This is a genomic window from Sphingomonas qomolangmaensis (genome assembly GCF_024496245.1).
GTDB classification, from domain to species: domain Bacteria; phylum Pseudomonadota; class Alphaproteobacteria; order Sphingomonadales; family Sphingomonadaceae; genus Sphingomonas; species Sphingomonas qomolangmaensis.
This window is the reverse complement of sequence record NZ_CP101740.1, coordinates 2,957,655-2,981,556: the sequence shown is the minus strand read 5'-3', so window position 1 is coordinate 2,981,556 and position 23,902 is coordinate 2,957,655. Positions and strand designations below refer to the sequence as shown.

At 68.9% G+C, this 23,902-nt stretch carries 9 protein-coding genes; all 9 read left to right on the top strand.

Annotated elements, in window-relative coordinates; genetic code table 11:
- Window positions 1-19 precede the first annotated feature (19 nt).
- Genes NMP03_RS14180 through NMP03_RS14140 form a run of 9 tightly spaced genes read left to right on the top strand, consistent with a single transcriptional unit; the run spans window position 20 to window position 23,896 of the window.
- Complete coding sequence (locus NMP03_RS14180) at window positions 20-2,068, top strand: carbamoyltransferase family protein (protein ID WP_256508139.1); 2,049 nt, start codon at window positions 20-22, stop codon at window positions 2,066-2,068.
- The gene (locus NMP03_RS14175; RefSeq protein WP_256506122.1) at window positions 2,065-13,647 is read left to right on the top strand and encodes a non-ribosomal peptide synthetase; all 11,583 of its coding nucleotides are present in this window, start codon (window positions 2,065-2,067) and stop codon (window positions 13,645-13,647) included. Before NMP03_RS14180 ends, NMP03_RS14175 begins: the two co-directional genes overlap by 4 nt.
- Window positions 13,640-17,632: an amino acid adenylation domain-containing protein gene (locus NMP03_RS14170; RefSeq protein ID WP_256506120.1), complete on the top strand. Its 3,993-nt coding sequence runs from the start codon at window positions 13,640-13,642 to the stop codon at window positions 17,630-17,632. The genes NMP03_RS14175 and NMP03_RS14170 overlap by 8 nt, the downstream gene beginning before the upstream one ends.
- A complete protein-coding gene (locus NMP03_RS14165; protein ID WP_256506119.1) occupies window positions 17,629-18,756 on the top strand; it encodes a methyltransferase in 1,128 nt (375 codons plus the stop codon). Before NMP03_RS14170 ends, NMP03_RS14165 begins: the two co-directional genes overlap by 4 nt.
- Entirely contained in the window at window positions 18,753-20,219 is a 1,467-nt protein-coding gene (locus tag NMP03_RS14160; protein WP_256506117.1) for a pyridoxal phosphate-dependent decarboxylase family protein, read from the top strand. The genes NMP03_RS14165 and NMP03_RS14160 overlap by 4 nt, the downstream gene beginning before the upstream one ends.
- Window positions 20,219-21,757: an AMP-binding protein gene (locus NMP03_RS14155; RefSeq protein WP_256506116.1), complete on the top strand. Its 1,539-nt coding sequence runs from the start codon at window positions 20,219-20,221 to the stop codon at window positions 21,755-21,757. The genes NMP03_RS14160 and NMP03_RS14155 overlap by 1 nt, the downstream gene beginning before the upstream one ends.
- A 25-nt stretch (window positions 21,758-21,782) precedes the next feature.
- Window positions 21,783-22,073: an acyl carrier protein gene (locus tag NMP03_RS14150; protein ID WP_256506114.1), complete on the top strand. Its 291-nt coding sequence runs from the start codon at window positions 21,783-21,785 to the stop codon at window positions 22,071-22,073.
- A 10-nt stretch (window positions 22,074-22,083) separates the two neighbouring features.
- Entirely contained in the window at window positions 22,084-23,031 is a 948-nt protein-coding gene (locus NMP03_RS14145) for an amidohydrolase family protein (protein WP_256506113.1), read from the top strand.
- A 1-nt stretch (window position 23,032) separates the two neighbouring features.
- Window positions 23,033-23,896, top strand: coding sequence for an alpha/beta fold hydrolase (locus tag NMP03_RS14140; protein ID WP_256506112.1), 864 nt, complete (start codon window positions 23,033-23,035; stop codon window positions 23,894-23,896).
- Window positions 23,897-23,902 lie beyond the last annotated feature (6 nt).

The window sequence follows — 23,902 nt, the reverse complement described above, 5'->3', positions numbered from 1 at the left end:
CCGAACGGGAGAAGTGACGATGTTATGTCTGGGGTTGGCGGGTGGCCTGAACCGTGTGCATGAGAACGCGCTGGGGCTCGCGGGGGCGTTCCTGCACGACGGTGCCGCGGTGCTGGTCGAGGACGGGCGGGTGATCGCCGCGGTCGAGGAGGAGCGGCTCAACCGGATCAAGCATTCGAACAAATTCCCGTCGCTCGCGATCCGCTATTGCCTGGCCGAAGCCGGCGCCGAGCTTCGCGATGTCGATGCGATCGGCTTCTACGCCACTGAATCCTACTGCAACGCGCTGCTCGGCCAGCTCTTCGCCGCGCAGCCCGATGGCGCGGTGCCGCTCGATTCGCGTAGGTTGCTCCACGGTCTGCTGACGCACGAGTTCGGTGACCAAATCGACCCCGAACGGTTGCATTTCGTTCCGCATCACGAGGCACATGCGGTCAGCGCATTCGCGATGTCGGGGCTCGACGAGAGCCTGATCCTGACGATCGACGGCTATGGCGACTTCCTGTCGGGAAGCGTCGCGATCGGCCGCGGTTCGCAGGTCACGACGATCGAATCGTTCAGCCAGCAGCAGTCGCTGGGGCTCTTCTACCTCGAGGTGGTGCGCTTCCTCGGCTACAAGCCGTTCGACGAATACAAGGTCATGGGGCTCGCGCCCTATGGCGATCGCGCGGTGTTCCGCGCGGCATTCGATTCGTTCTACGAACTGCTCGCCGATGGCGGTTACCGCGTGCATATCGACCGGATCGGTGCCGCGTTGATCGAGCGGGGCGCGATCCGGCGCGGCGGCGATCGGTTCGAACAGCGGCATTGCGACGTTGCTGCGGCGCTGCAGGAAGCGCTCGAACGGATCGTCCTTCATATGCTGCGGCACCGGCGCGACACCATTGGCCAGCGCAATCTGTGCCTGGCGGGCGGCGTCGCACACAACTGCACTATGAACGGCAAGCTCCTGTTTTCGGGCATGTTCGACAATATCTTCGTCCAACCCGCGGCGCACGACGCCGGATGCGCGCTCGGGGCGGCGTTGATGCTGTCGGCCGACCTGGGCGCCCCTGCACCGCGCGAACCGCTGCGCCGCGTCTATTGGGGTCCCGATCTCGCCGACGACGAAACGATCGAGCAGTTGATCGAGGGCTGGGGCGCGTTCCTCGATCTCGAGCATAGCGACGACGCAGCCGAGGCAGCCGCCGATCTCATCGCGCAAGGAGCGGTCATCGGCTGGGTGCAGGGACGTTCGGAATTCGGCCCGCGCGCGCTCGGCAACCGCAGCATCGTCGCCGACCCGCGCCCGGCGTCGAACAAGGACCGGATCAATGCGATGGTCAAGAAGCGCGAAGGCTATCGGCCATTCGCGCCCTCGGTGCTCGAAGAAGAGGCGGCCGAATATTTCGCGCTGCCGCCGGGGCAGAATCACTTCCCCTTCATGAACTTCGTCGTGCCGGTGCGCGAGGATCGCCGCGAACTGCTCGGGGCAATCACCCATGTCGACGGAACCGCACGGATTCAGACCGTCGCGCGGCAGGACAACCCGGCATATTGGCGGCTGATCGCAGCCTTCAAGGCGCGCACCGGCGTTCCGGTGGTGCTCAATACATCGTTCAACAACAACGCCGAACCGATCGTCGATTCGGCCGGAGACGCGATCGTCTCGTTCCTCACCACCGATCTCGATGCGCTGGTGATCGGGCGCTTCGTCGCGCGCAAGCGTGTCGCGACGGCAGCAGATTGGCTCGCGCTCGACGTGTCGCTGCCCGACTATGTCCTGCTCGCGCAAAGCCGCTCGCTCTCGCACGACGGGCGCCGGGTGACCGCGTACGAGGCGCGCACGAGCTTCAGCGCGCGCGTCGCTGCCACCCTGTCGCCCGCGCTGTTCGACGCGTTGATGACGGTCGACGGCGCATGCGGTGTCGAAGACCTGCTGCAACGGGCGGGCGCCGCGCACGATCCCGAACCGCTGCTTGCCGAGCTTCGCGAGCTATGGGCGCGGCGGCTGGTCCGATTGGTACCGGCGCGGGTGCAGCGCACCCCGCATCGGTTGTCGCGTGTGGCGGCGGATGCGGTCGCATGATTCCGGGGAGCACGCTGGTCGACGTGCTTCGCGCCACGGTCGATTCGCGTCCCCACGCGCTCGCCTTCCGCTTCCTCGATCCCGAGGGGACCGGAATCGAGGAATGGACCTATGCCGAGGTCGATTCGCGCGCTCGCGCCATCGCCGCGCATCTTGCGGGGACGTTGCCCGCGGGTGAGCGCGCGTTGCTGCTCTATCCCTCTGGCCTCGAATTCGTCGCGGCGTTCCTGGGCTGCCTCTATGCCGGGGTCGTCGCGGTGCCGCTCCATCCCCCCGCGCCGGGGCGGCCCGGGCGCTCGGCCGAGCGGCTCGGGCTGATCGCCGCCAATTGCGCGCCGCGCGCGGTGCTCACCACCGCGCGGCTGAGCGAGAGTCGCGACGCAATCGCCGATGCATCGCCCGCGCTCGGCGACATTCCGTGGATCGTGACCAGCGCCGTCCCGGGCACGATGGCGTCGCAATGGCGCCCGCCCCGGCTCGGCGGCGACAGCGTCGCGTTCCTGCAATTCACCTCGGGATCGACCGGGACGCCCAAGGGGGTGATCAACCGCCACGCGGGTATCCTCGCCAACGAAGCCGCGATCGCGAACGGCTTCGGCACCGACGAGTCGGTCCATGTCGTCGGCTGGTTGCCGCTGTTTCACGACATGGGGCTGATCGGCAACGTGCTGCATCCGATTTGCATGGGCGGCAGCTGTACGCTGATGGCGCCCGCGACCTTTCTGAAGCATCCGCTGAACTGGCTCACCGCGATCTCGCGCTATCGGGGCAATGTCAGCGGCGGCCCCGATTTCGCCTATGCACTCTGCACCGCAAGGATCGGCGACGCCGAACGCGAGACGCTCGACCTGAGCGGGTGGCGCGTCGCCTATAATGGCTCGGAGCCGGTGCGCGCCGAAACGATGGCGCAATTTGCCGAGGCCTTCGCCCCCTGCGGCTTTACGCGCGACCAGTTCCTGCCCTGCTACGGGCTGGCCGAAGCGACGTTGTACGTCACCAGCAGCCGTGGCGGCTATCGCGACCTGCTGGTGAGCGAGGCGGCGCTTGCGGGCAATCGCGGTTCGCCGCCCGCCGCCCGGGAACCCGCTCGCGCGCTGGTATCGTCGGGCCTCGTCGCGCCTGGGCATTCGGTGCTGATCGTCGACCCCGATACCGGGCTCGATTGCCCCGATACTCAGGTCGGGGAAGTCTGGGCGAGCGGCCCGAGCATCGCCGCCGGCTATTGGAACGACCCCGATCGAACTGCGCAAACCTTCGTCGAACGCGCTACCCCGCAAGGGACGCTGCGGTTCCTGCGCACCGGCGACCTGGGGTTCGTAGCCGAGGACGAACTCTTCGTCACCGGTCGCCTGAAGGATCTCATCATTCTGCGCGGGCGCAACCTCTACCCGCACGACATCGAGGCGACTGCGGCGCGGGCCGACCCGCAGTTGCGCGCAATCGGCGCCGCGGCCTTTCCATTCGAGCGCGCGGGCGAGGAGCGTCTCGGCATCGTGGTCGAAGTACCGCGCCGGCTGCCCGCGGAGGACCGCGCAAGGGTAATCGAGGCGGTGCGCACCGCGATCGCGCGCGACCATGACGCCTGGGTCGATGTGGTGGTGCTGACGCAACCCAACGCCATCCCCAAGACGTCGAGCGGCAAGATCCGCCGGCGCGCGACTCGCGAGCAATGGCTGACCGGCGAACTGTCGGTGATCGAAACTGCAATTTCGGGCGCCAGCGACGTCCGCGCAGCCGACGACATGGCGGCATCCGAGCAGCTCGATCTGACCGCGATCGATCGCACCGCGGCCTGTGCGCTGGTTCGCGATCTGCTGATGCGCGAGATCGCCGCGATACGCGGCGGCGGCACGATCGCCGCCGACGCGGGACTGGCCCGGCTAGGGCTCGACTCGCTGATGACGCTCGAGCTGCAGGCGCGGATCGAGCGCCGGCTCGGCGTGCAGCTGCCGGGCGACCTGCTGATGCCCGCGCCGACGATCGATGCGCTTGCCGACGCGATCGCGCAAGGCGCGCAGGCGCCGGCTGAGGCGGCATTGCCGCGACCGCTTTCCGCTGTACGCGCTGCCGATGGGCAGGTTTCGTCGGGGCAATGGCGACTGTTCGTGCTCGAGGGGCTCGCGCAAGGGCTGCCGGTCTATCATGTTCAGGCCGGGGTGCGGATCGACGGCGCGCTCGACGCGCTCGCGCTCGAGGCCGCGTTTCGTACGGTCGAGGAACGCCACCCGATCCTGCGCACTGGCTTTGTCGAGCAAGACGGCGTGCCGCGGCGGCGGTTCGATCCCGCTATCCGCAACCGCTTTCGCGTCGAGACTATCGAATCCGACCCCGCCCGCCTCGACGCGCTTCGCCATGAAGAGGCGTGGGCGCCCTTCGATCTGGCCGGCGGTCGACTGACGCGCATCCTGTTGTGCTCTATCGGGCCCGATGCGCACATGCTCGTCATCACCCAGCATCACCTGATCACCGATGGCTGGTCGATCAAGCGCCTGATCGGCGATCTCGCTCGGGTCCATGCCGCGCGGATCGCCGGCGATCCGCTGCCTCCCGCCCCGGCCTTTGATTTCGGCGATTTCGTCGATCACGAAGCGTCTGCGGACTCGGTCGAAGATCGCGCGTTCTGGGAACGCCAGCTGCGCGACCTCGACCAGCTGGCGTTGCCGGGGGCGGTAGCGCCGATCGCCGATCGCTACCGCGGCGGTCGGATCGACTTCACGATTCCACCTGCGGCGGTGCGCCGGCTGTCGCAAATCGCGCGCGATGCCGACACGACGTTGTTCACCGTCCTGCTGACCGCGTACGCGCTGCTGCTGCGGGACTATGGCGGGCGCGACCGGTTTGCGATCGGCGGCGTGGTCGCCAACCGGCGACCGCAATTCCACGACCTGCTGGGTTTCTTCGCCAACACCGTCGTACTTCGCTGCGACCTGTCGGGCGCGCGGGCGTTCGGGCCGCAGCTGGCGCGCATGGAGGCGATGCGGCGCGAAACGCTGCGCCATGCCGCCTTTCCCTTCGCCGAGGCCGCGCGGCTGGCGCATGCCAGCGGCGGCGACCACCCCGCGTTCCAGGCGGCGTTCGTCTTCGAAAGCGGGGTGCCGCGCGCGATCGACGCTGCGGGCGCGCAATGGATCCCGAGCGCCTGGAGCCCCGATGGCGCGATCGACGGTACCGCCAAGTTCGACCTGTCGCTCGCGATGGTCGAGATGCCGCACGGGATAGCCGGCGGGTTCGAATATAACGCCGCGCGCTTCGACGAAGCGACCGCGCGCCGCTTTGCCGCGAGCTTCGAGCATATCGTCGCGGCGCTTGCCGCCGCTCACGCGCCGGCCGAAATCGAGCTCGATCCGCTCACGCCGACCGACCGCATTTTCCTCGCCGAAACGAATGCGACGTGCGCACCCTTTCCCGACGAGCAGGGCTTTGCCGCGCTGTTCGAGGCGCAGGCACGTCGCACCCCCGATCGGCGCGCGATCCGCGATGGCGTGGCCGACTGGACCTATGCGCGGCTCGACGCCGGCGGGGACGGGGTGGCGTGCGGGCTGGCAACGCACGGAGCTGGCCCCGAAACGCTGGTCGCGCTTCTCGCGCCGCGGGGGTGCATGCTGGCGGCAGCGATGCTCGGCACCTTTAAGGCCGGCGCCGCCTATGTGCCGATCGATCCGCACTATCCGACCGAGCGCCAGCGGCAGATCGCCGAGCAGTCGGGGGCGCGATTGCTGCTGACGACCCGCGCGCTGCTGAGCGAGGCGCGGGAAATCGCCGGCGCCGATACCGCAGTGCTCGCGATCGAAGACCTGATCATGTCGGGCGGGCGCCCGGCTGCCCCGGCCCCGGTTTCGCCGCGCAACATCGCCTATGTCATCTACACCTCGGGCTCGACGGGCACGCCCAAGGGCGCCGCGGTCGAGCATCGCGGCATGATCAACCATCTCTACGCCAAGATCGAAGCGATGGCGCTCGGCGAAGCCGACGTCGTCGCGCAGACCGCCTCGCAATGTTTCGACATTTCGGTGTGGCAGACCTTGGCCGCGCTCGCGGTCGGCGGCAGCGTCGAAGTCATCGATACCGAGATCGCTGCGCAACCCGAAGCCTTGTTCGCGCACGCCGCCGCCTCGGGGGTCACGGTGCTAGAGATCGTCCCGTCGCTGCTGCGCGCGGCGTGCGACCTGCTCGCGCACAACCGCGCCGATGCCTATGCTACCGGCGCGTTGCGCTGGCTGCTGCTGACCGGCGAAGCGCTTCCCGCCGAGCTGGTCCGTCGCTGGCTCGATCGCCACGCGGTGCCGGTGATCAACGCCTATGGCCCGACCGAATGTTCGGACGACGTGACGCACGGCGTGTTGCGTGACCCCGCGGCACTCACGGGTGCGCAGGCACCGATCGGGCGGCCGATCATCAACACCCAGCTCCACATCCTCGATCGCGGCGGCAGGCTGGCGCCGATCGGCGCGGTGGGCGACCTGCATGTCGGCGGGACCGGGGTAGGCCGCGGCTACTGGCGCGATCCCGCGCGCACCGCCGCTGCGTTCCTCCCCGATCCTTTTGCGCCCATCCCCGGCGCGCGCATGTATCGCACCGGGGATCGCGCAAGGATACTGCCCGATGGCGAGCTTCTGTTCCTCGGGCGCGACGACGATCAGGTAAAGATACGCGGCTTCCGAATCGAGCTCGGCGAGGTCGAAGCAGCGATCGAACGGCACGAAGCGGTCGCAGCAGCCGCGGTGGTCGCGTACCGCGCCGACGGCGAGCAGCGGCTGGTCGCCTATGTCGTGGGGGCCGTTGGTGCGATGTCGGAGGCATCGCTTCGGCGGCATTTGGCGGGGTTGTTGCCCGATTACATGCTGCCCGCGGGCTATGTCTTTCTCGAGTCGCTGCCGCTCACCCCGAACGGGAAGCTCGACCGGAGGGCATTGCCCGATCCGGCCGATGCGATCGGGCGCGGTGGTGCCGCCTATGTCGCGCCCGCGGGGCCGATCGAGGAGCTGGTCGCGCAGGTCTGGGGCGAGGTGCTCGGGATCGCGCGCATCGGCGCGGCGGATCACTTCTTCGAGCGCGGCGGGCATTCGCTGCTGGCGACGCGCGTGGTGGCGCGGTTGCGATCGGTGCTCGGGGTCGAGCTGCCGCTGCGCGCGCTGTTCGAAGCGCCGAGCGTCGCGGCGTTCGCGCGCGCGGTCGAGCAGGCCCGCGGCGACGCGAGCACCGTGCCGCCGCTGCAGCCGCGCGCCGATCGCGATGCTCCCGCGGCGCTGTCGTTCGCGCAGCACCGGCTGTGGTTCCTCGAACAGCTCGCGCCGGGCGAGGCGACCTATAATGTCGCGGGCGCGTTCCGCGTCACCGGCGCGCTCGACATCGACCTGCTCGAGCGATCGCTGAGCGACCTCGTCGCGCGGCACGAGACGCTGCGGACCCGCTTCGGGGTCGCGGCGGGCGAGCCGCTCCAGCTGATCGCGCCCGACGCGACGATCGCGATCGCGCGGATCGACCTGGCGGGCACCGATTCCGAGGCGCGTGCGCAGGCATGGCTCGCGGCCGAGGCGCGGCGGCCCTTCGATCTCGAGCACGGCCCCCTGCTGCGCGCCGCGGTGCTGCGGCTCGGCGACGACGCGCACATCCTGTCGGTGAGCATGCATCATATCGTCTCCGACGGCTGGTCGCTGGGCGTGCTGATGCGCGAGCTGTCCGAGCTCTACGCCGCCCACCTTGAAGCGCGGACGCCCGCGCTCGAGCCGCTCGCGGTGCAATATGCCGATTACAGCGCCTGGCAGCATGACTGGCTGCAGGGCGAGGTGCTCGACGCGCAGATCGCCTATTGGCGCGATGCGCTCGAAGGCGTGCCGACGATGCTCGACCTGCCGCTCGATCGCCCGCGCGCCGCGCGCCAGCGCCAGCGCGGCGCGCAGCATCGGCTGCGGATCGACCCGGCGCTTGCCGAGCGGCTGCGCGGCTTCGCGCGCGGCGAGGGCGCGACCTTGTACATGCTGCTGCTCGCGGGGTTCCAGGCATTGCTGTCGCGCTACACCGGGCAGCAGCGGCTGCTCGTCGGATCGCCGATCGCCGGGCGGACGCAGCGCGAGACCGAGGGGCTGATCGGCTTCTTCGTCAACACCCTCGTGCTGCGCGGCGATCTCGGCGGCGATCCCGGGCTCGCCGCGCTGCTCGCGCGGGTGCGCGAGACCACGCTGTCGGCGTTCGCGCATCAGGACGTGCCGTTCGAGAAGCTGGTCGAGGCGCTCGCGCCGCAGCGCGATCTCAGCCGCTCACCGCTGTTCCAGGCGATGTTCATCCTCCAGAATGCGCCGGCGGGCGAACTGGCGCTCGGCGATGCGCGGCTCGAGCCGGTCGCGATCGACAACGGCACCGCCAAGTTCGACCTCACGCTCGCGCTGGAGGAAGGCGGCGACGGCGGGATCGAGGGCTATTGCGAATATGATCGCGACCTGTTCGACCGCGAGACGATCGCGCGGTTCGCCGATCATTATGTCCGGCTGCTGTCGCGCGCGCTCGACGACCCGGCGATGCCGATCGCGCGGATCGACTTCCTGTCCGACGCCGAACGCCGGCGGCTGCTCCACGACTGGAACGACACCAAGGCCGCCTATCCCGACAAGACGCTCCACCAGCTGTTCGAGGAACAGGCCGCCGCCACTCCCGAGGCGACCGCGCTGATCCATCACGGCGCGACCACCAGCTATGCCGCGCTCGACGCGCACGCCAACCGGATCGCGCACGTGCTTCGCCAGCGCGGGGTCGGCCCGGGGCACCGCGTCGGCATCGCGATGCACCGCTCGCCCGCGCTCGTGGCCGCCTTGCTCGCCACGCTCAAGACCGGCGCCGCCTATGTCCCGCTCGATCCCGATTATCCCGCCGCGCGGCTGGGCTATATGACCCGATCGGCGTCAATCACGATCATCCTGACCGACGCGCGGTCGTACCAGTGCTTCGATGCCCAAGCGCAATGGATCGATGTCGACGGCCGGCTCGTCGCCGACCAGCCCGACAGCACCCTGCCTCCGCGCGGCTCGCCCGGCGATCCAGCCTATATCGTCTTCACCTCGGGATCGACGGGAACCCCCAACGGGGTGATCGGGCTCCACCGCGGCGCGATCAATCGCTGCAACTGGATGTGGCGACGTTTCCCCTTCGCCGCGCACGAGGTGTCGGCGCTCAAGACATCGACCAATTTCGTCGATTCGATCTGGGAGCTGTTCGGCCCGCTGCTCAAGGGCATCCCCTCGGTAATCTTCGATCGCGACGATGTGATCGATATCGCGCGTTTTGTGCAGGCGCTCGGCGCAGCACGCGTGACGCGCATCGTGCTCGTGCCTTCGCTGCTGCGCGCGATGCTCGATGCCGATCCCGATCTCGCCGTGCGGCTGCCCGCGCTCGATTACTGGACGGTCAGCGGCGAAGCGCTCGACCCTTCGCTGGTGGCCGCATTCGAGCAACATTTGCCCGGCAAGCGGCTGCTGAACCTATATGGCTGCTCCGAAGCATCGGGCGATTCGACCGCGCTCACCGAGGTAGTCGCCGAAGCATCGGTGCCGATCGGCCATCCGATCGACAATACGCGAATCTATATTCTCGATCGCGCGCTGCGTCCCGTCGCACCAGGCCTGCCGGGCGAAGTCTACATTGCCGGCGACGGGCTCAACGGCGGCTATCTGGCGCAGCCCGCGCGTACCGCCGAACGTTTCGTCCCCGACCCGTTCGCCGCGCGTCGGGGCGAACGGCTCTATCGCACGCGCGATATCGGACGGCATCGCCCCGACGGCGCGATCGAGTATCTCGGCCGCATCGACCGCCAGGTGAAGATACGCGGTGTCCGAATCGACCTGGGCGAGGTCGAAGCTGCGCTCGCCAGCCATCCCGACGTGCAGCAGGTGGTCGTGACCGCGACCCCCGAAGCGCTGGTCGCCTATGTCGTGGGCGCCGGCGGCGGGGTGTCGGAGGCATCGCTTCGGCGGCATTTGGCGGGGTTGTTGCCAGATTACATGCTGCCCGCAGGCTATGTCTTTCTCGAGTCGCTGCCGCTCACCCCGAACGGGAAGCTCGACCGGCGGGCATTGCCCGATCCGGGCGATGCGATCGGGCGCGGCGGTGCCGTCTATGTCGCGCCCGCGGGGCCGATCGAGGAGCTGGTCGCGCAGGTCTGGGGCGAGGTGCTCGGGATCGCGCGCATCGGCGCGGCGGATCATTTCTTCGAGCGCGGCGGGCATTCGCTGCTGGCGACGCGCGTGGTGGCGCGGTTGCGATCGGTGCTCGGGGTCGAGCTGCCGCTGCGCGCGCTGTTCGAAGCGCCGAGCGTCGCGGCGTTCGCGCGCGCGGTCGAGCAGGCCCGCGGCGAGGCGAGCACGGTGCCGCCGCTGCAGCCGCGCGCAGATCGCGATGCTCCCGCGGCGCTGTCGTTCGCGCAGCACCGGCTGTGGTTCCTCGAACAGCTCGCGCCGGGCGAGGCGACCTATAATGTCGCGGGCGCGATGCGCGTCACCGGCGCGCTCGACATCGACCTGCTCGAGCGATCGCTGAGCAACCTCGTCGCGCGGCACGAGACGCTGCGGACCCGCTTCGGGGTCTCGGCGGGCGAGCCGCTCCAGCTGATCGCGCCCGAAGCGACGATCGCGATCGCGCGGATCGACCTGGCGGGCACCGATGCCGAGGCGCGGGCGCAGGCGTGGCTCGCGGCCGAGGCGCGGCGGCCCTTCGATCTCGAGCGCGGCCCCCTGCTGCGCGCTGCGGTGCTGCGGCTCGGTGACGACGCGCACATCCTGTCGGTCAGCATGCACCATATCGTCTCCGACGGCTGGTCCTTAGGCGTGTTGATGCGCGAGCTGTCCGAGCTCTACGCCGCGCACCTTGAAGCGCGGACGCCCGCGCTCGAGCCGCTCGCGGTGCAATATGCCGATTACAGCGCCTGGCAGCACGACTGGCTGCAGGGCGAGGTGCTCGACGCGCAGATCGCCTATTGGCGCGATGCGCTCGAAGGCGTGCCGACGATGCTCGACCTGCCGCTCGATCGCCCGCGCGCCGCGCGCCAGCGCCAGCGCGGCGCGCAGCATCGGCTGCGGATCGACCCGGCGCTTGCCGAGCGGCTGCGCGGCTTCGCGCGCGGCGAGGGCGCGACCTTGTACATGCTGCTGCTCGCGGGGTTCCAGGCATTGCTGTCGCGCTACACCGGGCAGCAGCGGCTGCTCGTCGGATCGCCGATCGCCGGGCGGACGCAGCGCGAGACCGAGGGGCTGATCGGCTTCTTCGTCAACACCCTCGTGCTGCGCGGCGATCTCGGCGGCGATCCCGGGCTCGCCGCGCTGCTCGCGCAGGTGCGCGAGACCACGCTGTCGGCGTTCGCGCATCAGGACGTGCCGTTCGAGAAGCTGGTCGAGGCGCTCGCGCCGCAGCGCGATCTCAGCCGCTCACCGCTGTTCCAGGCGATGTTCATCCTCCAGAACGCGCCGGCGGGCGAACTGGCGCTCGGCGATGCGCGGCTCGAGCCGGTCGCGATCGACAACGGCACCGCCAAGTTCGACCTCACGCTCGCGCTCGAGGAAGGCGGCGACGGCGGAATCGAGGGCTATTGCGAATATGATCGCGACCTGTTCGACCGCGAGACGATCGCGCGGTTCGCCGATCATTATGTCCGGCTGCTGTCGCGCGCGCTCGACGACCCGGCGATGCCGATCGCGCGGATCGACTTCCTGTCCGACGCCGAACGCCACCGGCTGCTCCACGACTGGAACGACACCAAGGCCGCCTATCCCGACAAGACGCTCCACCAGCTGTTCGAGGAACAGGCCGCCGCCACTCCCGAGGCGACCGCGCTGATCCACCACGGCGCGACCACCAGCTATGCCGCGCTCGACGCGCACGCCAACCGAATCGCGCACGCGCTTCGCCAGCGCGGGGTCGGCCCGGGGCACCGCGTCGGCATCGCGATGCACCGCTCGCCCGCGCTCGTTGCAGCGCTGCTCGCCACGCTCAAGACCGGCGCCGCCTATGTCCCGCTCGATCCCGATTATCCCGCCGCGCGGCTGGGCTTCATGCTCGACGACGCGGATGCGATGCTGGCGCTCGTCTCGCCCGACGTGGAGGATCGGATTCCGCCTTCGCTGGCGACGATGGGTATCGGCGACGATCTCGATTGCCCGATGGTCGCGCAGGACGCCCCCTTCCCACCGACGCCGCCCGACGCGCCCGCTTATGTGCTCCACACCTCGGGGTCGACGGGCCGACCCAAGGGCGTGATGGTGCCGCACCGCGGGGTGTCGAATTGCATCGCCTGGATGCAGCAGCGCTACCGGTTGGGCGCCGACGATCGCTTCCTGTTCAAGACATCGCTCAATTTCGATCCGTCGGTGTGGGAGCTGTTCTGGCCGCTCGCGATGGGTGCGGCGGTGGTCATCGCGCCGCGCGACGCGCAGGCCGATCCCGAGCAAATCGTCGAACTCGTCGAGCGCGACGGGGTCACCACGGCGTATTTCGTCCCCGCGATGCTCGAAGCGTTTCTCGACGCTGGCGGCGCGCGCGCGGGCAACCTGCGCCACGTGATCTGCGGCGGCGAGAAGCTGCCCCAGGCGACGATCGACCGTTTCCTTGCCGAATCTACCGCCGAACTCCACCATTCCTACGGCCCGACCGAGGCGTCGATCGCGGCGTCCGAATGGACCTGCATACCCGATTATCGCGCGGTCGTGGTGGGTCGACCGCTGGGCAATGTCCGGCTCTACCTGCTCGGCCGCTGTGGCGAACTCGTGCCGCCGGGGGTGGCGGGCGAACTGCATATAGGCGGCGGCGGGGTCGCGACCGGCTATGCCGGGCGCGCCGGGCTCACCGCCGAGCGCTTCGTGCCCGATCGGTTCGGCGGTGCGCCCGGTGCGCGATTGTACCGCAGCGGCGACATGATGCGCTATCTGCCCGACGGCAATCTCGAGTTCCTCGGCCGGCGCGACGACCAGATCAAGCTGCGCGGCCATCGCGTCGAGCTCGGCGAAATCGAGCGCGTGATCGAGGAGCACGGCGCGCGTGAGGCGGTGATGGCGATCCACGACCGGGGCGGGGCCCCGTTGTTGGTTGCCTATATCACCGTGCGCGACGGCACCGCGCTCGAGCCGATACGCTCGGCGGTGCGACGCCAGTTGCCCGCCTATATGATCCCGAGCGATTATGTCGTGCTCGCCGATCTCCCGCGCGGTCCCAACGGCAAGGTCGATCGCACGGCGCTTCGTGCCCCCGATGCCCGCGATCGGGCTGTGCATGTAGCGCCCGTAAACGCTACCGAGCGCGAGATCGCGGCGATCTGGGCCGAACTGCTCGGCCGCGAGCGCGTGGGCCGGCACGACGATTTCTTCCAGCTCGGGGGGCATTCGCTGCTCGCGGTGCGGATCCTCGCGCGGTTGAACGAGCGCTTCGCGGCGGGGCTGCAACTGCACGAGCTGTTCGAATTGCGCATGGTCGCCGAGCTGGCCGAGGCGATCAAGGCGCGCCCGAGGGTCGCGGCACCGGCGCCGATCCCGCGCGCCGAACGTCGCCCGGTTCGCGTCCGCGCGATGACCGCCGAGTTCGCGGACGGCGCGCGTGATGAATAGCGCGCGCTTGGCCGATGTCGCCCCGATTGCCGCCGATACGGGGGAGGATTGCTATGCCTTTCCGGCATCGTTCGCGCAACGCCGGCTGTGGTTTCTCCACCAGCTCCACCCCGACAGCCCGGCCTATTCGATGGTGGCGGCGTTCCGCGTCACCGGCGCGCTCGACATCGACCTGCTCGAGCGATCGCTGAGCAACCTCGTCGCGCGGCACGAGACGCTGCGGACCCGCTTCGGGGTCTCGGCGGGCGAGCCGCTCCAGCTGATCGCGCCCGAAGCGACGATCGCGATCGCGCGGATCGACCTGGCGGGCACCGATGCCGAGGCGCGGGCGCAGGCGTGGCTCGCGGCCGAGGCGCGGCGGCCCTTCGATCTCGAGCGCGGCCCCCTGCTGCGCGCTGCGGTGCTGCGGCTCGGTGACGACGCGCACATCCTGTCGGTGAGCATGCATCATATCGTCTCCGACGGCTGGTCGCTGGGCGTGCTGATGCGCGAGCTGTCCGAGCTCTACGCCGCGCACCTTGAAGCGCGGACGCCCGCGCTCGAGCCGCTCGCGGTGCAATATGCCGATTACAGCGCCTGGCAGCACGACTGGCTGCAGGGCGAGGTGCTCGACGCGCAGATCGCCTATTGGCGCGATGCGCTCGAAGGCGTGCCGACGATGCTCGACCTGCCGCTCGATCGCCCGCGCGCCGCGCGCCAGCGCCAGCGCGGCGCGCAGCATCGGCTGCGGATCGACCCGGCGCTTGCCGAGCGGCTGCGCGGCTTCGCGCGCGGCGAGGGCGCGACCTTGTACATGCTGCTGCTCGCGGGGTTCCAGGCATTGCTGTCGCGCTACACCGGGCAGCAGCGGCTGCTCGTCGGATCGCCGATCGCCGGGCGGACGCAGCGCGAGACCGAGGGGCTGATCGGCTTCTTCGTCAACACCCTCGTGCTGCGCGGCGATCTCGGCGGCGATCCCGGGCTCGCCGCGCTGCTCGCGCAGGTGCGCGAGACCACGCTGTCGGCGTTCGCGCATCAGGACGTGCCGTTCGAGAAGCTGGTCGAGGCGCTCGCGCCGCAGCGCGATCTCAGCCGCTCACCGCTGTTCCAGGCGATGTTCATCCTCCAGAACGCGCCGGCGGGCGAACTGGCGCTCGGCGATGCGCGGCTCGAACCGGTCGCGATCGACAACGGCACCGCCAAGTTCGACCTCACGCTCGCGCTCGAGGAAGCCGGCGACGGCGGAATCGAGGGCTATTGCGAATATGATCGCGACCTGTTCGATCGCGAGACGATCGCGCGGTTCGCCGATCATTATGTCCGGCTGCTGTCGCGCGCGCTCGACGACCCGGCGATGCCAATCGCGCGGATCGACTTCCTGTCCGACGCCGAACGCCACCGCCTGCTCCACGACTGGAACGACACCAAGGCGGCCTATCTCGACAAGACGCTCCACCAGCTGTTCGAGGAACAGGCCGCCGCCACTCCCGAGGCGACCGCGGTGGCAGGCCCCTGGGGCGCACTCACCTATCGCGCGCTTGAAGCCCGCGCGAACCGATTGGCGCGGCTGCTCATCGACCGCGGCGCCGGGCCCGAAACCACCGTCGCGCTGTTGATCGAGCCTGGCGCCGAATTGATCGTCGCATTGCTCGCGGTGCTCAAATCGGGTGCGGCCTATGTGCCGATCGATCCGGGCTTTCCAGCGCGGCGGATCGACTACATCGTCGATCAATCGGGCGCGATCGCGAAGCTCACCGATCGGGGCGATGGTGCGCGCGGATGGCTCGACATTGCGGCGCTCGAAGCGCTGGCCGCGCCCTATCCCGCAACGCCGCCGCACGTCGCGGCAGGGCCCGGGAACCTGGCTTACGTCATCTACACTTCGGGCTCTACCGGGCGGCCTAAGGGGGTCGCGGTCGAACATCGCCAGGTGTCGAGCTACGCGCATGCGGTCACCCAAAGGTTCGGCTTCGCACCCGACGCGCATTATGCGCTGCTCCAGCCGATCGCGGTCGATTCGTCGAACACCATGCTGATGCCTTGGCTCTGCTTTGGCGGCACCCTCCACGTGCTGCCCCGACGCGACGTTCTCGATCCGCAGGCGATCGCGCGCTATTTCGGTGATGCGCCGATGGACGTGCTCAAGATCGCGCCGTCGCACCTTGCCGAACTGTTGCGCGCGTCGGACGACCCGCGGCTGCTGCCACGCGCCGCGCTGGTGCTGGGGGGTGAGGCTTCGCGCTGGGACTGGCTGCGACAGGCGGTGCTGCCACGGCTGCCCGAACCAGCCCGCGCCTATATCCACTATGGCCCCACCGAAACCACCGTCGGCGTGCTGACCAACGCGGTCGATCCCGACGAAAGCGCCAGCGCGCCGGTGGTGCCGCTGGGGCGACCATTGGGCAATGTCGATGTCCATGTCGTCGATCCCAAGGGGGCGCTGGTTCCGATCGGCGTGACGGGTGAGATACGGATCGGCGGCGACAGTGTCGCGCGCGGATATCTCGGCCGCGCGGGACTTACCGCCGAACGCTTCGTCCCCGATTCTCACGCCCGGCAGCCGGGCGCGCGGGCGTATCGGACCGGCGATCTGGCGCGGCGGCTGGCCGATGGGCGGATCGCGATCCTCGGCCGCGCCGACACCCAGATGAAGATCGGGGGGTATCGCATCGAGCCCGGCGAGATCGAAACGGTGCTGCTCGATCATCCGGCGGTAGCAACCGCGCTGGTTGTGGGCCGCGACACTGCTGCCGGCGACCGCATCCTGGTCGCCTATCACGTGGCCCACGCTGGCGCAGGCGACGCAACCGATCTGCGCGCATGGCTACGCGAACGCTTGCCCGACTATATGGTCCCGAGCGCCTTCGTCCCGCTCGAGGCGTTCCCGCTTTCGGCGCAAGGCAAGGTCGATCTCAACGCGCTCCCACCGCCGTGCGCCGCCGCGCCCGCCGCGCCCTCGGCGCTGCTGGGACCGGTCGAGCAACGACTCGCGCAACTGTGGCGCGAGTTGCTCGGGATCGAAACGCTCGGTCGCGACGACAGTTTTTTCGAGCTGGGCGGGTATTCGCTGCTGGTGATCCGCATGCTCGCCCGCGTGCGACGGCAGGAGCGTCAGGCCATTGCGCCGGTCGACTTCCTCGATCGGCCGACCATCGGTGGGCTTGCCGATCTGCTGGGCGCGCAGCCAGCGCGCCGAGCCGGGCTGCTGATACCGCTGCAGCGCCTGGGTTCGGCGCCCCCCTTGGTCTGCGTTCACCCGATCGGGGGCGACGTGCTCGGTTATGCCGGTCTCGCGCAGGCGCTGGGCGACCACCGCCCGATGCTCGCCTTGCGATCGCCGCCGGGTGGCGCTGGCGCGACGATCGAAGCGATCGCCGAGCGCTATGTCGGCGAACTGCTGCGCAGCTTTCCCGATGCGCGCTGCTTGCTCGGCGGCTGGTCGTTCGGCGGGCTCGTCGCGTTCGAGATGGTCCGCCAGCTCGAAGCGCGCGGGCTGCGCACCGCGGGCCTGGTGCTGCTCGACACCCATCTTCGCGAACCCGATCGGGCGGCACCCGACGATGAAGACCTGCTTACGCGTTTCGCCGGAGACTTCGCCGCCACGCTGGGACGCGACACCGTGGGCGACGCGGCCACCTTTGCCGCGCTCGATCGGAGAGCACGGCGCACGATGCTCAGCGCCGAATTGTTCGCCGCCGACCTGATCGAGGCCGATACCGACGCCGCGCTCGACGCGCATCTATCGACGTTCGCTGCGCACGCCGATGCCGCCGCGCGCTATCGCCCCGGCCGGATCGGCCAGGCCATCACCCTGTTCGCCGCCGACCGCGGCACGGGTCTCCCGCGGCTGGGCGAATGCTGGGCCAACCGAACGACGGGCGCGCTGCGCGGCCGATTGGTCGCGGGCGATCATTACTCGATGCTTCGCCCGCCCCACGTCGCGGGTCTCGCTGCCGCGCTCGCGCAAAGCTTTCCGGCCAGCGATGTCGCGAGGCGGGTGGCATGAATTTCACCTCGATGAAGCTCGATCCAGCCGCGTTGGCCGCGATCCGCGAGGTGCTCGACGATACGATGTACGCGCTCGTCGATTTTCGCCTGGCGCTCGAAGCGCCGATCAGCCCCACCGGCTTTCCCCGCGCCGAGCAGCTTGGTGCGGTCATCGCGCGGCTCGATCCATCGACCCGCGCAATCTTCGCGCTGCTGCGGCTAGGACAATCCGTCGATGCGGAAGGGCTCGAGGCATCGGCGCTCGGCGGCGCGATCGACGCGCTGGCGCGCAGCGGGCTGATCGAACGGCGGGGGGATGCGTGGCGTACCGTCGACCTGCTGCTGGTGCCGATCGAAGGCGTGTATCTGTTCGTAAGCACCCCGCCCTCCTACCCCACCGCGACCCGCCCCGCCGATGTGTGGTTCGATCTTTCGTCTTACGTGCTGGCCAAGGCGCTCCCGTCGACGCTGGCGGACGAAAGCGTCCTCGACCTGTGCTGCGGAAGCGGCGTGCAGGGGATATTGTGCGCAACGCGCGGCGCGCGATCGGTGCTGGGGCTCGACATCAACGAGGGGGCGGTGCGGCTTGCCCGGATCAACGCCGCGCTCAACCGGGTGGCCGAGCGCACCGAATTTCGCGTTTCAGACGGCGTCGACGCGCTGGCGCAGGGCGAGCGTTTCGATCTGGTGATCTGTAACACCCCTTATGCGCCCGTCACCGGCGGAGCGCTGACGATCGAGCGGATCGGCAACCGCGTGCTGATCGACATGATCGATTCGATCCCCGGCGCGATGACCGCCAAGGGGCGGGCGATCCTGGCGGCATGGCGTTCGGCGGGGCTGCGCGGCCGCACCGCGCAGCACGACTATCTCGCCGCGCGCCTCGCACAGGCCGGGCTCGGCACGCGCGCCTTTGTCGAGCGCGCGCCCGACACGCGCGAGGGGGTGTTGAAAATCCTCGCCGCCGATGCCGAGGCGGCCTTGGGCGCCGAGCCGGCGCAGATACTTGCCGCCCGCGCGGCGGAATTGCTTGCCAGCGCGCCGATCGATGGGTTCTACAACCAGCTCATCCGCTGCGAGCGCCGCGTACCAGAGGCTCAAACCTTCGGGCTCGATCTCGCGCCCGTAGGAGATTCGCGATGAGCGCCCAAGACCGCACCCTCGACCCGCAGGATTGGGAAGCATTTCGGACGCTCGCGCGGCGGATGGTCGACGACATGGTCGATCACCTCGCCACGCTGGCCGAGCAGCCGGCGTGGCAGCCGATGCCCGAACGCGTGCTGCACAGCTTCGACGCCGCCGCGCCGCAGGAGGGCATCGGCGAGGAGGCAGTCTATCAACGCTTCCTCGAAGACGTCCTCCCCTATCCCAATGGCAATCTTCACCCGCGCTTCTTCGGCTGGGTGCAGGGCAACGGCACCCCGCTGGGCATGATGGCCGACATGCTCGCGGCAGGAATGAACCCGCACATGGCGGGCTTCAACCAGGCCCCGGTGCTGGTCGAGGAACAGACCATCCGCTGGATGGCCGAGCTGATGGACTTTCCGCCGGGCGCCGACGGTATCCTGGTCGGCGGGGGATCGTCGGCGAACATGCTCGGGCTGGCGCTCGCGCGCAATGAAGGCATCGCCGCCGACGTGCGCACCACCGGGGTGCGCGGCGCCGATCGCCCGGTAGCGATCTACGCCTCGACCGAGACGCATGGCTGGATCGCCAAGGCCGCCGAATTGCTGGGGTTGGGGCGCGCCGCGTGCCGCGCGGTGGCCGTCGGCGACGATTATCGGATCGACACCGACGCGCTCAAGCAAGCGATCGCGCGCGACCGTGCGGATGGCATCGATCCGATCTGCGTCATCGGCACCGCGGGTACCGTCAACACCGGCGCGACCGACGACCTGCCCGCGCTTGCGCAAATCTGCCGCGACGAGAAGCTATGGTTCCATATCGATGGCGCCTTCGGGGCGCTGGCGGCATGGAGCCCCGAACTCAAGCCGATCGTCGCCGGGCTCGAACAGGCCGATTCGGTGGCGTTCGACCTGCACAAATGGGCCTATCTTCCCTTCACCGTTGCCTGCCTGCTGGTCCGCGACGGCGGGGTGCTGACGCGCAGCTTCGCCAGCCGCGCGCATTATCTGGCCGAAACCGACCGCGGCGTCGCCGCCGGGGGCATGCGCTTCGCCGACCGCGGCGTCGAGCTGACCCGCGAATTCCGCGCGCTCAAATTATGGATGAACCTGAAGGCCTATGGCGTGCGCGCCTTCGGCGACCTGATCCTGCAGAATGTCGAACAGGCGCGCAGTTTGGCGGGTCGGGTCGAAGCGCACGCCGAGCTCGAATTGCTCGCGCCGGTACCGCTCAACATCGTCTGCTTCCGCTATTGCACCGGCGCCGATCGCGACGACGCCTTCTGGAACCGCGTCAACGGCGAGCTGCTGCTCCGAATGCAGGAGACCGGCGTCGCGGTCCCGTCGAGCACCGTCCTCGACGGTCGGTTCGCGATCCGCTGCTGCTTCGTCAACCATCGCACGCGTGCGTCGGACATCGACCTACTCGTCGCCGCCGCGGTCGACATAGGCCGCGCGGTAACCGCCGAGATGGAGGGGTGATGTCGGCGCGAATCGATCTGCGCGACATCGTCGATCGCATTCGCGACCGGTCAGCCGGCAATGAAGTCGCGACCTATGAGCAAGGGCGCGTCGCCCGGCGAAGCTTCGCCGAGCTTGGCCAGGCGGTGCGTACCACCGCCGACCGGCTTCGTGCCGCAGGGGTCGAGCCGGGCATGCGCGTCGGCATCCGTGCGCCCAACAGCTATGGGTGGATGGTCCACGAGCTTGCGTTGATCGAGCTGCGCGCGGTGAGCGTGGCGTTCACCGCCGATTTTGCCGATACGCCTGCCGAGCAGCTGTGCAGCAAATATGACCTTGCGCTGATGCTGCCCGCCAAGCTCGGGGCCGATACCGCGATCCCCGACACGGCCACCGGGCCGGTGGGGGCGCCCGACCCCGAGTTCGAGCGGCCGGGCCTGATCTTCTCGTCGGGATCGGCGGGTGGGCTCAAGGGGATGGTGCTCAACCGCCGCGGGATCGAGGCGAGCGTCGAGGCCTTCGCCGGCGCGATGCTCCCGCGTCACGACGACCGACTGCTGCTGTTCCTGCCGATGTCCAACTTTCAACAGCGGCTGATGTACTATGCCGCGCTTTGGTACGGCTTCGACCTGATCGTGGTCGAACCGGTGCATCTGTTTCGCGCGCTCAAGGAACTGTCGCCGACGATCGTGATCGCGCCCCCCGCCTTTTACGAGGCGATCGAGAACCGGGTAGCGAACTTGCCCGTTCGCGCGCGGCGCCTCGCGCGCGCGGCGGGCAAGGCCGCGGGACTGCTTCCTGCAGCACCGCTTCGCCGACGCGCGCGACGGGCCATCTTCGCCAAGGTGCACGAGGCGCTGGGGGACAATATCCGCTTCATGGTCACCGGCATGGCACCGATCAAACGCGGCACGCTCGACCTGTTCCAGACGATGGGCCTGCCGCTGTTCGAGACCTATGGGCTCATCGAATCGGGCTCGGTTGCGCTCAACGTGCCCGGCGCCAACCGCATCGGCTCGGTCGGCAGGCCGCTGGCCGGGGTGCAGGTCGCGCTCGCCGACGATGGCGAGATCATCGTGCGGCGCGAGCATCCGATCGCGGTCCGCTATTTCGAATGCGCCGAGGGGGAGAACGAGCGCACCTTTGTCGACGGCGCGGTGGCGACCGGCGATATCGGCCGGTTCGATTCCGACGGTTTCCTCTATCTGGTCGGGCGCAAGAAAGAGGTAATCGTCACCGGCGGGGGCGAAAAGATTCACCCAGCAGTGATCGAAGCGGACATCGGCGCGTGCCCCGACATCGCCTGCGCGGTGGTGATCCCCCGCCCATCCGCCAGCGATCTGGCCGCGGTCGTCGTGCCGCGTGATCCCGCCGATGTGCAGGCGGCGCAGCGAATTCACCAGTTCGTCGATCGGCTCAATGCGCAGTGGCGCAATGTTTCGGTCGGCAGGGTCGTGCTCACCGACCAGCCCTTCTCGCTCGAGAACGGCTTCCTGCGCCCGAACCTGAAGCTCGATCGAACCCAAATCAGCAAGCATTTCGCGGCGGAGGCCGAATAGTCGCTACCCAGCAAAAGGCGCATCAATGGACCGGCAGACAATAGACAATATCGTCCTGGAACTCGCCGTAGAGGCCGCCCCGGGGCGATTTCGGCAGGTGCCTTTGGTGCCCACGACGCGGCTGAAGCACGATCTGGGGCTCGACTCGATCGCGATGCTCGCCTTGCTCTTCCGGCTCGAAGAGCGCTTCGGGATCGATCTCGCGGCGGTCGATGTCGGCGTGACGCTCGCGCAGCTCGTTACCGTCGGCGACCTGCTTGCCGTCGCGCATAGCGTGATCGAAGGCGCCGACACGGCGAGCGCCGATGCTGCCTGAAGGAAGCCGCATGCGCATCATCGATGCCCATTGTCACATCGCCTCGCTCGATCACATCCCGCGCTCGTTCGTCGAAGGGGCGGTGGGCAACATCCATGCGCACCTCGAGGCGCAAGGCATTCGCACGACCAAGGAAAAGCTCACCACCGTCTATCTGGCAAAGCTCGAAGACCCGCTGTGCGACGCGCTGGTGGCCGAGATGGATGCCGCAGGGATCGAAAAGAGCGTCCTGTTGGCCGCCGATTTCACGCACCAACTGCGCGATTCGCGGCTGACGATCGCCGAAACCTATGCCGCGCATCGCGTGGTGCTGGCGCGGCACCCGGGGCGTTTCGTGGTCTTCGGCGGGATGGACCCGCGCTGGGGCAAGGACGGGGTCGACCTGTTCGAACAATCGCTGCGCGAATTCGGCTTTCGCGGGTTCAAACTATACCCGCCCACGGGGTTCTCCCCCAGCGATCCGTCGCTCTATCCGTTCTATGAAATCTGCCGCGATTATCGCGTGCCCGTGACGGTGCATATCGGCCCTACCTCGCCCGCGCTCTCGTTCAAACACGCCTATCCCTTTCTGCTCGACGAAGCCGCGCAGGCCTTTCCCGAAGTCAATTTCATCATGGCGCATGGCGCGGTGAGCTTCGTCGAGGAATGCGCGATGCTCTGCGCGTTCCGGCCCAACGTCTATATGGATATCAGCGCGTTCCAGAGCGCAATGCGGCGCGACGGCAATGCCGGCGCGGTGCGATCGGCGGCGCTGCGCGGGATCAATCACAAGATCATCTTCGGCACCGACTGGCCGGTATTCCGGCTGCAGGGCGACCAGCCGAGCTTTGTCGACGCGGTGGCAGGCGACGAAGGCGCGCTTGCGCAGTTGAGCGTGAACGACCAGCGGCTGATCCTGCACGGCAATATCGAGCGGTTGCTCGCGCAGGCGCGCGTCCCCGCGGCTGCGGCGAACTGACATGCGCGTGTGCGTCCGCGGGACCGACCTGTTCTTCGACGTCGAGGGAACGAAGCTGGCGCCCGAGGGCGCGGCGATGCGCGAAAAGCCGACGTTATTGTGCCTGCATGGCGGCCCGGGCCTCGACCATTCGGGGTTCCGACCCGATTTCGCGCCGCTCGCCGACGTAGCGCAGCTGGTGTATCTCGACCAGCGCGGCCATGGGCGAAGCGGCCGAAGCACGCTCCCGCGCTGGTCGCTCGACGACTGGGCCGACGACGTCGCCGCATTCTGCGAAACGCTCGGAATCGAGCGCCCGATCGTGCTCGGTACCTCGTTCGGCGGCTATGTCGCGATGGCCTATGCGATCCGTCATCCGGGGCATCCTGCGCGGCTGATCCTGATAAGCACTTCGGCACGCGGAACGGGCAATGCCGAACGGCGCGCCAACGTCGCGGCAGCCTTCGAACGCCGCGGCGGGCCGCTCGCGCGAAGAGTGCTCGAGCGCGCGTTCGACGAGCGCACCCCGCAGGCCTATGAAGCCTATGGGCGGATCTGCGGCCCGCTCTACAACGCCACTGCCCCCGATGCCGACGCGCTCCAGCGCACCGTGCGGAACCCCGACATATTGCCCTATTTCGAGCGCTCGGCGGGCGAAGGCGTGACCTTCGACCTCAGCCCCAGGCTGTCGTCGATCCGCGCACCCACGCTGGTGATCGGCGGCGAGGAAGATCCGATCACGCCGATCGCAGAACAGGCGCATATCGTGGAACACATGGCACCAGGACGCGCGCAACTGGTGCGGTTCGAGGGTTGCGGCCATGGCGTGCAGCGCGACGATCCAGTGCGGCTGCGCGCGGCGATCGCTGCCTTCGTGGTCCAATAGCCCGCC

What these genes read in the sequence shown, in the direction of transcription:
- NMP03_RS14180 (WP_256508139.1), top strand. Translation starts at nt 20, where the DNA reads ATGTTATGTCTGGGGTTGGCGGGTGGCCTGAACCGTGTGCATGAGAAC.
- NMP03_RS14175 (WP_256506122.1), top strand. Translation starts at nt 2,065, where the DNA reads ATGATTCCGGGGAGCACGCTGGTCGACGTGCTTCGCGCCACGGTCGAT.
- NMP03_RS14170 (WP_256506120.1), top strand. Translation starts at nt 13,640, where the DNA reads ATGAATAGCGCGCGCTTGGCCGATGTCGCCCCGATTGCCGCCGATACG.
- NMP03_RS14165 (WP_256506119.1), top strand. Translation starts at nt 17,629, where the DNA reads ATGAATTTCACCTCGATGAAGCTCGATCCAGCCGCGTTGGCCGCGATC.
- NMP03_RS14160 (WP_256506117.1), top strand. Translation starts at nt 18,753, where the DNA reads ATGAGCGCCCAAGACCGCACCCTCGACCCGCAGGATTGGGAAGCATTT.
- NMP03_RS14155 (WP_256506116.1), top strand. Translation starts at nt 20,219, where the DNA reads ATGTCGGCGCGAATCGATCTGCGCGACATCGTCGATCGCATTCGCGAC.
- NMP03_RS14150 (WP_256506114.1), top strand. Translation starts at nt 21,783, where the DNA reads ATGGACCGGCAGACAATAGACAATATCGTCCTGGAACTCGCCGTAGAG.
- NMP03_RS14145 (WP_256506113.1), top strand. Translation starts at nt 22,084, where the DNA reads ATGCGCATCATCGATGCCCATTGTCACATCGCCTCGCTCGATCACATC.
- NMP03_RS14140 (WP_256506112.1), top strand. Translation starts at nt 23,033, where the DNA reads ATGCGCGTGTGCGTCCGCGGGACCGACCTGTTCTTCGACGTCGAGGGA.